General features: G+C 54.5%; 1 protein-coding gene. It reads left to right on the top strand.

The window, feature by feature from the left end; translation table 11 throughout:
• Positions 1 to 10 precede the first annotated feature (10 nt).
• Positions 11 to 148 (top strand): 30S ribosomal protein S15, encoded by a 138-nt coding sequence (locus ACYQ78_RS40010; protein ID WP_459806218.1) that lies wholly within the window; start codon positions 11 to 13, stop codon positions 146 to 148.
• The last annotated feature ends 96 nt before the right edge of the window (positions 149 to 244 follow it).

The raw sequence follows: 244 nt of genomic DNA, 5'->3' as shown, positions 1-244 counted from the left end.
CAAGAAGGCAGTGTCCGTGAGGAAGCACTTGGACAAGAATCGCAAAGACAAGGATGCCAAGTTCCGCCTGATTCTGGTGGAGAGCCGTATCCACCGCCTTGCCAGGTACTACAAGCGTGTGAAGGCCTTGCCAGCTACTTTCAAGTAGCAGACTTCCACCGCATCGGCATTGGTGGCGTGAGAGCCAGCCCCCAGTGAAACTAGAATGTTCGAGGGACCATAAGCTACCTGCACTGAACGTGTG

This window comes from Herbidospora sp. RD11066 (assembly GCF_054661255.1).
Note: the sequence above shows the minus strand (reverse complement) of the source record. Positions and strands in the feature narration are given on the sequence as shown.